This is a genomic window from Pseudomonas avellanae BPIC 631 (assembly GCF_000444135.1).
GTDB lineage: Bacteria > Pseudomonadota > Gammaproteobacteria > Pseudomonadales > Pseudomonadaceae > Aquipseudomonas > Aquipseudomonas avellanae.
The window spans coordinates 1-9,921 of the sequence record NZ_ATDK01000396.1 but is presented as its reverse complement, the minus strand read 5'-3'; the positions used below and the strand labels follow the sequence as shown (position 1 = coordinate 9,921).

Below are 9,921 nucleotides of genomic sequence, written 5' to 3'. Positions count from 1 at the left end.
GCGGAGTCTACGGGTTGTAAATGAGCATTCCGAGCCTGTTTTTAACGCAGCATCACCGAGCGCAGCCACTTTTCGTACAGAGCCTAGAGCGAAACCCGCCCTTCAATACAGGTCACGGTCGAGCCGCCCACCCAGATATCGTCACCCAAACGCTGGATGTACACACGGCCCTTGCGCCCGAGCGCGGTGCCCTGACTGACGACGTAACGCTCCGGCGCCAGCCCTTCTTCCAGAAACCAGCGGGCGATGCCGGCGTTGAGGCTGCCTGTCACCGGGTCTTCGGCCATGCCGTCACCCGGAACAAAAGCGCGCACTTCAAACTGCGCCTCGTCACCGTCCACCGCTGGGTCCCATGGTGCAACGACGCCGAGTTTCAGGCCGCTCAGTTGCGCGTAGTCGGGCTGCAACCTCAGAACACTGGCGCGATCGGCCAGCCTGAGCGCGACCCAACCCGGGCCGTTATCGACCCAGCGCGCATCCAGAATCTCACCCGCGCCCAGCTTCATGCCGAGGCGGATCTGCTCGATGAGCTCAGGGTCTACCGCACCCGAACGCAACAACGGTGGCGCGGTAAATGCCAGCCCGCTGCCCTCGCGGCGAATGCGTACCAGACCGATCCCGCACTCCTGAATGATTTCCTCACCCTGCGCCACGCCGCCGCTTTCCAGCCACGCATGGCAGCTGCCCAAGGTGGGATGCCCCGCGAACGGTAGCTCTTCAAGGGTGGTAAAGATACGTACCCGATAGTCGGCTCGCGGGTCTGTCGGCTTTAGCAGAAACGTGGTTTCACTCAGGTTGGTCCAGCGTGCGAAGGCTGCCATCTGCTCGTCGGTCAAGCCATCGGCACCCAGCACCACGGCCAGCGGATTGCCGAGCAACGGCTGATCGCTGAAGACATCCAGTTGCTTGAAATCAAACGAACGCATCAAGGCTTCCTTTCCAAAAGCAAAAAGCGGAGATTGCCACGCCGGGGGCAAGCCGGACAACGGGATATTGAACCAACGTTCGCCGCGACGGCTCACAGCTGTGGCTTGCCGAGAAGCTATCTGCGACGCTTGACATCAATCTCCACGCTCGCCGCCCGAGGTCCAAACATGCTCGACAACCCAACTCTTGATCTGCTTGATGGCCTGCGCCGGACAATGGCCGAAAAGTCGTTTCTGGTGGTCACCGGCGCGGGCATCAGCACCGCGTCCGGCATCCCGGACTATCGCGACAAGGACGGCGTACGACGTGGCACACAGCCCATGATGTATCAGGAGTTCGTCGGCAACCCCGCTGCCCGCCAGCGTTATTGGGCACGCGCCATGCTCGGCTGGCCGCGTATCCGCGCCTCGCAAGCCAACGCCGCACACCGGGCGCTGGCGGCGCTGCAGGCTGAAAACCTTATTACCGGGTTGATCACGCAGAATGTCGATGCGCTGCACACCCAGGCCGGCAGCCAGGACGTTATCGAGCTGCACGGCAGCCTGCACCGCGTGCTGTGCCTGGATTGTCAGCAGCGCAGCGACCGCGCGGCCATTCAGGAGCAGATGCTGGCGCACAATCTGTACCTGGCCGATGTGCATGCGACCCAGGCACCCGATGGCGACACCCTGCTGGACCCCGCCTACGAAGCTGGTTTCAAGGTTCCTGAATGCCCGCACTGTCAGGGCGACAGGCTCAAGCCGGACGTGGTGTTTTTTGGCGAAAACGTCGCCCCGCACACCGCAGCCAGGGCGACGCTGAGTGTCGAGCAGGCCGAAGGTTTGCTGGTCGTCGGCACTTCGCTGATGGCCTGGTCAGCGTTCCGGCTGTGCAAGGCGATGGCCGAACAGGGCAAGCCTGTCATCGCCATCAATCATGGTAAGACCCGCGCAGATGAATTGCTGCGAATGAAGATCAAAGCGCCATGCGAACAGGTGTTGCCCTGGCTGGCCGAGCGACTGATTACCCGCTAGAAAAGCCCGAGCTGACCACCGATCAGCGTGCTGAAATCATCGTCCACAAAAGGCAGGATGGCATCGGCCAGCGGTTGCAGTTGTCGCGTCACGTAATGGTCGTAGTCAATCGGCGCGTGGCGAATTTCCAGCGGTTCCGGCCCCACGGTAGTCATCACGTAGCTAATCCAGCCGCCGCTCTGATACTGCCGGGGTCGGCCCTGCTGGTCGTTGTACTCGTCGGCAAGACGCGCAGCACGCACATGCGGCGGCACGTTGCGCTGGTAGTCATCCAGCTTGCGTCGCAGGCGCTTACGGTAGATCAGCAGATCATCCAGCTCGCCTGACAGGGTGCGCTGCACGTAATCACGCACATAATCCTGATACGGCTGGCGCTTGAAAATGCGCAGGTATAATTCCTGCTGAAACCGCTGGGCCAGTGGCGACCAGTCGGTGCGCACCGTTTCAAGACCTTTGTAGATCATCTCTTCAGAACCGTCGGGCCGTGTGACCAGCCCGGCGTAGCGCTTCTTGCTGCCCTCTTCCGCGCCGCGCACGGTCGGCATCAGAAAACGTCGAAAATGTGTTTCGTACTGCAGTTCAAGCGCACTCTGCAGGCCATATTCGCTCTGTAAGTGCTCGCGCCACCACTGATTGACCTGCTCCACCAGCGCTTTGCCGATGCCTGCCGCCTCTTCCTGCCCATGCGGGCGGCCCAGCCAGACGAAGGTCGAGTCAGTGTCGCCGTAAATCACGGTGTAGCCCTGCGCCTGAATAAGGTCGCGGGTCTTGAGCATGATTTCATGCCCGCGCAGGGTGATGGACGAAGCCAGCCGTGGATCGAAAAACCGGCAACCGCTGGACCCCAACACGCCATAAAACGCGTTCATGATGATTTTCAGGGCCTGGGACAGCGGCGCGTTGTGCTCACGTTTGGCTGCCTCCCGGCCCTGCCAGACACGCTCGACGATGGCTGGCAGGCTGTGCCGCGTACGAGAAAAGCGTGCGCCGCGAAAACCGGGCACCGATTCGCTGTCCTCGGGATGGCGCATGCCTTCGATCAGGCCCACCGGATCGATGAGAAAGGTGCGGATGATTGCCGGATAAAGGCTTTTGTAGTCCAGCACCAGCACCGATTCATATAACCCCGGCTGCGAATCCATCACAAAGCCACCGGGGCTGGCTTCCGGCAAGCGTTCGCCCTGATTGGGCGCGACGAAGCCCTGACGGTGCATCAACGGAATATACAAATGGCAGAAGGCGGCGACAGAACCACCGCTGCGGTCGGCAGGCAAACCGGTCACAGTGGCGCGCTCAAGCAGAAAGGTCAGCAACTGGGTCTTGGCGAAGATGCGCGTTACCAGCTCGCAGTCCTTGATGTTGTAACGCGCCAGCGCAGGCTTGTCCTCGGCGAACATGCGGTTGATTTCGTCCATGCGCTGGTACGGTGTGTCGATGGCCTTGCCTTCGCCCAGCAAGGTTTGCGCGACGTTCTCAAGGCTGAACGAGGGAAAGCTCCAGGTCGCCGAGCGCAGTGCCTCGATACCGTCAATGATCAGCCGCCCGCTGACTTCGGCGAAAAAGTGGTTGTTGCGACTGCCGTGCTCACGCCAGCCCATCGCTTCCCCGCCACGCCCGAGCCGCAGCGGCACCTGCAAGCGTTGGGCATGTTCGTGCAAGACCCGCAGGTCGAACTGCACCACGTTCCAGCCAATGATCGCGTCGGGGTCGTGCAGCGCCAGCCAGTCGTTCAGACGCTCGAGCAACTGCGCGCGGGTGTCGCAATAATCGAGCTGAAAATCCAGCGCCTCGTCGCCACCATTGGCCGGGCCGAGCATGTACACCTGGCGCTGGCCGCAGCCCTCCAGCGCAATGGAATACAACTCGCCCCGCGCCGTGGTTTCGATGTCCAGCGACACCAGTTTCAGCCTGGGCCGGTAATCCGCTGCCGGTCTTATCTGCGCTTCACAGAGCACGCCATCGGCATTGGGCGTGCCGCCGAACTGCACGGGTGCGGTGATGAAACGCTCCATCAGATAACGTTCGGGCGGGCGGATGTCGGCTTCGTAGACGTCCACGTTGCCTCTGCGCAGCAGTTTTTCGACGTTCATCAGTTGTCGATGCTGCTGGCAATACACCCCCAGCACCGGACGGTGGCGAAAATCGCAGAGTTCCAGCGGGCGCAATTCAACGCCACGCTCGGTACGCAATAACGAGCGCGCGCGCTCACCCTGTTCGGCAGGAATAAAAGCGACAGAGGGCTGGCAAGGCAGGCGAATGTGGCGAGGGCCGTGATCAGTGGCCAACCAGAAGTCGACTTCGGTCCCGGCGGGCGTGTCTTGCCAATGCCGACTCAGGATAAAGCCCTGCTGTAACTCCAACGCTGCAACCTCGACCGTGATTGAACACGCTGATTCTACGTGGCTATTGGCGTAAAGGCGCGGTTGGCGATCGAATTGAGAGCACATTGACAGGGCGCTGACCATTGATTGCGTCTATGCCCTTCATCCTTATTTAACGCTTGATGGATTTCACCGGCTGCATGATTCTGTAGCGGTCCCGCACATGCACTACAGTTATTCAGGTCCTGATCACGGAGAGCTCCATGAAAACCGTCGCCCAACTGCTGAAATTGAAAGACCTGCACAACCAGCACGTGCATACCATTGGCCCGAATCAGATGGTGCTCGATGCACTCAGGCTGATGGCGGACAAAAATATCGGGGCGCTGCCAGTGGTGGAAAACGGCACGGTGGTCGGTGTAGTCAGCGAGCGCGACTATGCACGCAAGGTGGTGCTCAAGGGGCGTTCGTCGGTGGGTACGCCGGTCAGCGAGATCATGAGCAGCAAAGTCATTACCGTCAACTCGCAACAGACCGTGGAAACCTGCATGGGCATCATGACCGACAGCCATTTACGCCATTTGCCGGTTGTCGAAGATGGTCAGCTGTTGGGGCTGCTGTCCATCGGCGACCTTGTGAAGGAAGCCATCGCCGAGCAGGCCAGCCTCATTCAGCAGCTTGAACAATACATTCGCGGCGAGTAATCAGAACACGTTATACGTACGCGACGCGCGGTGACCCGCGCGCAACGTGATCTTTCAGTCGTCCAGCGTCTTGCCGGGCGCAGCGCCTTTCGCTGGCTTGCCCTGCTTTTCAGCCGGTGCAGGCTTGGCTTCCGGCTCGGGCGCTGGCGCGGCCGCCTCTTTTTCACGCATCGGCATCTGGTCGATGGTGGCGAAAATCTCCTTGGGGTCTATCGCGCCAGACTTCTCGATCTTTTTCTCGCCATCCTTGCCCACCAGAATCACCTTGGTCTGGGCGCCCGCACCCAGCTTCAGCTCACGAATCAAGGCCATGGTCGACTGTGCGTCGAGGGTCTTGCCGTTGCGTTCGCCAATCGTGTTGACCACTGTGAACAAGACCATGTTGCGTTGCGCAAAGGCTTCGCGGTTGGCTGGCTCGTCCAGCGCCTTCTTGAGGCTGACCAGCGTGGGGTCGATTGTGCTCGGCGCGATGATGATCAGAGGGCGCGACTTGCCGCGCTCCTGCGCCAGAGGGTTGTCGCTGTCAGCGGCAAACGCTGTACCGGCAGCGACGAGCAGGCTGGCAAGGGTCAGGGACCGGATTAACATGGTGGGCTCCTTTCAAATCCATTGGGTAGCCATCGCGCGCAGACAGACGCGATGCTGGTCTGTTCTACCGCATATGGGTCATCCCGGTACAGCCCGCTGTAGTCCTTTTCCGTAATCCATTGCTCAGGCAGAGCGCTCAAGCGAGCGGTAGCAGGCGCTGTCGAGGCTTGCCGCCAGGCCCTGAACAATCTGCTCCACCTCCGCAGCCTCCAGCAACAGGGGCGGCAGAAGACGAATGATTTTGCCCCGCGTGACGTTGATCAACAAGCCATGTTGCTCGGCTGCGATCCGGGTCAGCTCGGGAATGGCCTCGCGCAGTTCGATACCGATCATCAGCCCCCTGCCGCGTACCTGCATGACCTGCGGATGGCCGCCCAGCACGTCCTGCAAGCGCCCGAGCAGGTGCTGCCCTTGAACCCGGGCGTTTTCTACCAGCGCCTGTTGTTCGATGATCTCGATGACCGTGCAACCGACCCGGCACGCCAGCGGGTTGCCGCCAAACGTGCTGCCATGACTGCCAGGCGTGAACAACTCCGCGGCTTTGCCTCGCGCCAGACAGGCACCGATCGGTACGCCGTTGCCCAGCCCTTTGGCGAGGGTCATGACGTCTGGCACGATGCCTTCATGCTGAAAGGCAAACCACTTGCCGGTACGGCCCATGCCAGTCTGAATCTCGTCGAGCATCAGCAGCCAGTCACGCCGCGTGCAACGTTCTCTCAACGCCTTGAGATAACCAGCCGGCGCGACCCGAGCGCCGCCCTCGCCCTGAATCGGTTCGACCAGCACGGCAGCAATCCGGTGGCCGTGGGTTACACAGACCTTGTCGAACGCGGGCAGATCACCGAACGGCACCTTGATGTAATCACCCGGCAACTCGCTGTAACTCAGGCGCACCGCCGGCCCGTCGCTGGCGGCCAGCGTACCCAGCGTGCGCCCGTGAAAGGCGTTTTCCATGACCACCACCAAGGGCTGCTCGATGTACTTGTGCCAGCCATGCAGGCGCGCCAGTTTGAGTGCGGTTTCGTTGGCCTCGGCACCGGAATTGTTGAAAAACACCCGGTCCATCCCTGCCAGCCCCGTGAGCTTTTGCGCCAGCCGTTGCTGCCAGTCAATGCTGTACAAATTGGAGGTGTGCAACAGCAAACCCGCCTGATCACGAATGGCATCCACCAGCAAAGGGTGGGAATGCCCGACATTGGTCACCGCCACGCCTGCCACTGCGTCCAGGTATTCACGACCGCTCTGGTCCCACAGGCGCGTGCCCAGGCCACGGGTGAAACTCAGGGCCAGAGGTTGATAAGTGCTCATCAGGCAGGCGGTGGTCATGGCGTGAAGCTCCTTGGGTAGGTGTCGGTTTATGCAGTATCGTTAACCACCTGTTCTGGATAAACAGCGAAATACTTCAATCATTTTAAAGCTGAGATTGATAATGGATTTGTTTCTGGCGATGCGCGTGTATGTAAAAGTTGTCGAAACCGGCAGCCTGACGGCAGCGGCGCAGGCGTGCTCGATTTCCACAACGATGGTCGGCAATCACTTGCGTGCGCTGGAGCAGCGTCTGGGCGTCAGTCTTTTACAGCGCACCACTCGCCGCCAGCGGCTGACCGAATTCGGCACTGCGTATTACCAGCGTTGCCTGGAAGTGTTGGGGCTGGTGGCACAATCCGAACAACTGGCCGAGCAGGCGCAGGGCGAACCGACCGGTACATTGCGCATCACTGCGCCGCTGACCTTCGGTTCGGAGCTACTGGCCCCTGCCCTGGTCGGGTTCTCGCAGCGCTTTCCCGACGTCAAACTCGACCTGGTGCTGACCAACCAGCGCCTCGACATGATCGACAACGGTTTTGACGTCGCCATTCGCCTGGGCAACCTCGCGCAATCATCGCCCTTGATTGCCCGCCCGTTGCAGGACTACACCCTGACCATCTGCGCTGCGCCCGACTATCTCGCTCGGCACAGCGCGCCCACCCGGCCCGAAGACCTTCGAGCGCACAATTGCCTGGCGTTCGCCTACCCGGCCGGCGATGAGTGGCGCACAGCCGGCACGCAATGGCGCATGACCGGGCCCGAAGGCGAGGTTCTGGTGGACGTGGACGGCTCGATGGTGGCCAACACATCAGCCGGTCTTTATCAGGCGGCGCGCGCCGGGATGGGTGTGGTAATGCTGCCGGATGCGCTGGTCCAGCGTGACTTGCAGGAGGGCCGACTGGTAGCGCTGTTGCCGGACTATCACCTGCCCAGACGGCCGATGAACCTGTTGTATGTGCAAGACCGTTACCGGCTGCCCAAACTGAGAAGCTTTGTGGAGTTTGCGACGGCGCTATGGGGGCGATAGGTGCTGGCAGGGTGTGGCGTAAAGTTGCATCCGGTGCGAGACGTTGTGCCTGCACCGGATTTTTCGCGCCAAATACTCAGACCTTGAAGCGGCTGACCATACTCTGCAAATGAACACCCAGGCGGGCGAGTTCAACGCTCGATGCGGCGGTTTGCTCACTGGCCGACGCCGTCTGCTCGGAAATATCCCGAACATTCAGCACACTGCGGTTGATCTCTTCGGCAACTGCGCTTTGCTCTTCAGCCGCCGCAGCGATCTGGTGATTCATCGTCTCGATGGTCGAGATCGCCTGGGTGATGTTACCGATGGAGACACCCGCATTACGCGTCAGTTCGACGCTGTTGGCGGTCAGCGCCTGGCTGTTGTCGAGGATCGTCGCCACCTGCGTGGTGCGGCTGTGCAGTCCAGTGATCAGTGCAGCAATCTCTTCTGTCGATGTCTGGGTGCGCTGCGCCAGGCTTCGCACTTCGTCAGCAACCACCGCGAAACCTCGCCCGGCTTCCCCGGCGCGTGCAGCTTCGATCGCAGCGTTGAGCGCCAACAGGTTGGTCTGCTCGGCAACCGCCTTGATGACGTCGAGTACGCCACCGATCTTGTTGCTTTCGCTTTTGAGCTCGTCCATGGCGGATTTGGAGTTCTTCACTTCAGTGGCAAGCTTCTCGATCTGCGTCACCGCCCTGGAAACGACGCCGTCGCCTTCACGCGCCTCTTTCGAGGCGTTGACCGCCGCGTGGGATGCCTGCTCGGCGTTTCTCGCGACTTCCTGAACGGTTGCCGACATCTCATGCAGGCGGTCGCCACCTGATCCGTCTCGCTTTTCTGGCTGTTGACACCGGCGCTGGTCTGCTCGGTCACTGCCGACAACTGCTCGGCAGCGCTGGCAATTTGCGTCACGCCGTCACGCAGCCCGCCAATCAACTCGCGCAGGTTGGTGGTCATGCGCAGCATGCTGCCTTGCAAGCGTCCAAGCTCATCCTTGCGGGTAACCGCCTGGTTGTGGGTCAGATCACCATCAGCCACGCGTTCGGCCAGTTTCAGTGTTTCGAGCAACGGACCTACGATCAGGCGGGTTATCACCCACGCAGCCAGGACACTCATAATCAGCGCCGCAACCAGCCATAGCGAGAGCAGCGTCCGGGCCTGATCAACGTCTTCTATGCGCAGACTGAGCTGGTTGGCAGACAATTGGTCGGCCGATTTGAAAAGAACCCCGATAACTTTGGTGATACCCGCCTGAGCCTGATCGATGGATGCCTGTGCGGCGGTGAATTGATTCATGGTGTTCTGGTAACTGACCATGGAATCCACGAGGTGTTTGATCGTTGCAGACTGACTGTCGAACCCTTGCAGACCTTTGACAAAGTTAATGACTGCGTTCATGGAAGCTTCTGCGGGCGCCCTGTTCTCGGTCTTCAAAGAATAGGTATAACCACGCAGATCGAAACGCATTTTCTGAAACAGTGTCATTGCCTGAACAATCGCGTCGCGCTGTGACGCGCTGCCCTCGTCCGACCTGGCAAAGGCGTTCAGCTTCTGCAAGTCCTCAGCTCCGGCATCGGCGTACTGGCCGAACGTTGCACGGGTTGCCTCGCGGGCGGCTGTTGCGCGCATGAGGTTGTCATAGTGAACCCGGTATTCAACCAGCGCTTCGGCGGCAGCGTTCACCAATGGTGTGTTCAGCGGAGAGTTGAATACCTCTTGCGCATACTTGACGTGGGCTTCGAGGCGTTCAAGGGCCTTCAGCCAATCGCTGGCACGTTCGGCATCATAGTTAATCCAGTACGCCAGACGTGCGATGCGAACATCACGCGTCAGGGTGCTCATCTTGCCAATGTCGGCAATCCTTTCGCTTCGTTCGCTCAGCGAAGTGATACCGGTCCAGCCGGTCAGCGCAATCAGCACCGTCAGCACGATGACCAGAGCAAACCCAAGCGCTAGTGTACTGTTTTCGAAAAAATCAGCCACCAACTAACGGAAAATTCAAATCTTATCAATAGCTTAGCTTGCAGGTTATGGGTAACTTATTTCGAAAA

Annotated in this window: 9 protein-coding genes; 3 read left to right on the top strand and 6 right to left on the bottom strand. The window is 60.3% G+C overall.

The annotated features are described in order from the left end of the window. Positions 1-83: 83 nt before the first annotated feature. The gene (locus DW49_RS0122860; protein WP_005617782.1) at positions 84-926 is read right to left on the bottom strand and encodes a PhzF family phenazine biosynthesis protein; all 843 of its coding nucleotides are present in this window, start codon (positions 924-926) and stop codon (positions 84-86) included. Positions 927-1,094: 168 nt separating this feature from the next. Here DW49_RS0122860 and DW49_RS0122855 point away from each other — a divergent pair, with 168 nt between their 5' ends. Then, positions 1,095-1,940 (top strand): NAD-dependent protein deacetylase, encoded by an 846-nt coding sequence (locus tag DW49_RS0122855; protein WP_024420951.1) that lies wholly within the window; start codon positions 1,095-1,097, stop codon positions 1,938-1,940. Here the strand turns inward: DW49_RS0122855 and DW49_RS0122850 are convergent. Continuing rightward, positions 1,937-4,300, bottom strand: a complete 2,364-nt coding sequence (locus tag DW49_RS0122850) for a DNA polymerase II (RefSeq protein ID WP_024420950.1) — start codon at positions 4,298-4,300, stop codon at positions 1,937-1,939. The two genes, DW49_RS0122855 and DW49_RS0122850, sit on opposite strands and share 4 nt — an antisense overlap. A 224-nt stretch (positions 4,301-4,524) precedes the next feature. Here DW49_RS0122850 and DW49_RS0122845 point away from each other — a divergent pair, with 224 nt between their 5' ends. Continuing rightward, positions 4,525-4,965 carry a CBS domain-containing protein gene (locus DW49_RS0122845; RefSeq protein WP_005617778.1) on the top strand — a complete coding sequence of 147 codons (441 nt, stop codon included), beginning with the start codon at positions 4,525-4,527 and terminating at the stop codon, positions 4,963-4,965. Between the two features lie 54 nt (positions 4,966-5,019). Here the strand turns inward: DW49_RS0122845 and DW49_RS0122840 are convergent, their stop codons facing one another. Both DW49_RS0122840 and DW49_RS0122835 read right to left on the bottom strand, forming a co-directional pair. Next, positions 5,020-5,553 (bottom strand): DUF4174 domain-containing protein, encoded by a 534-nt coding sequence (locus DW49_RS0122840; RefSeq protein ID WP_005617777.1) that lies wholly within the window; start codon positions 5,551-5,553, stop codon positions 5,020-5,022. Positions 5,554-5,676: 123 nt separating this feature from the next. After that, the gene (locus DW49_RS0122835; RefSeq protein WP_005617776.1) at positions 5,677-6,879 is read right to left on the bottom strand and encodes an aspartate aminotransferase family protein; all 1,203 of its coding nucleotides are present in this window, start codon (positions 6,877-6,879) and stop codon (positions 5,677-5,679) included. A 103-nt stretch (positions 6,880-6,982) separates the two neighbouring features. Between DW49_RS0122835 and DW49_RS0122830 the strand changes: the two genes are divergently transcribed. Further along, positions 6,983-7,888, top strand: coding sequence for a LysR family transcriptional regulator (locus DW49_RS0122830; RefSeq protein ID WP_005617775.1), 906 nt, complete (start codon positions 6,983-6,985; stop codon positions 7,886-7,888). A gap of 76 nt (positions 7,889-7,964) precedes the next feature. On the opposite strand, the gene DW49_RS1000000134380 is transcribed toward DW49_RS0122830, so the two are convergent. Both DW49_RS1000000134380 and DW49_RS01000000128785 read right to left on the bottom strand, forming a co-directional pair. Continuing rightward, on the bottom strand, positions 7,965-8,669 hold the full coding sequence (locus DW49_RS1000000134380; RefSeq protein ID WP_370464029.1) for a methyl-accepting chemotaxis protein: 705 nt from the start codon (positions 8,667-8,669) through the stop codon (positions 7,965-7,967). Continuing rightward, positions 8,558-9,853, bottom strand: coding sequence for a HAMP domain-containing methyl-accepting chemotaxis protein (locus DW49_RS01000000128785; protein WP_370464030.1), 1,296 nt, complete (start codon positions 9,851-9,853; stop codon positions 8,558-8,560). The genes DW49_RS1000000134380 and DW49_RS01000000128785 overlap by 112 nt, the downstream gene beginning before the upstream one ends. Between the last annotated feature and the right edge of the window lie 68 nt (positions 9,854-9,921).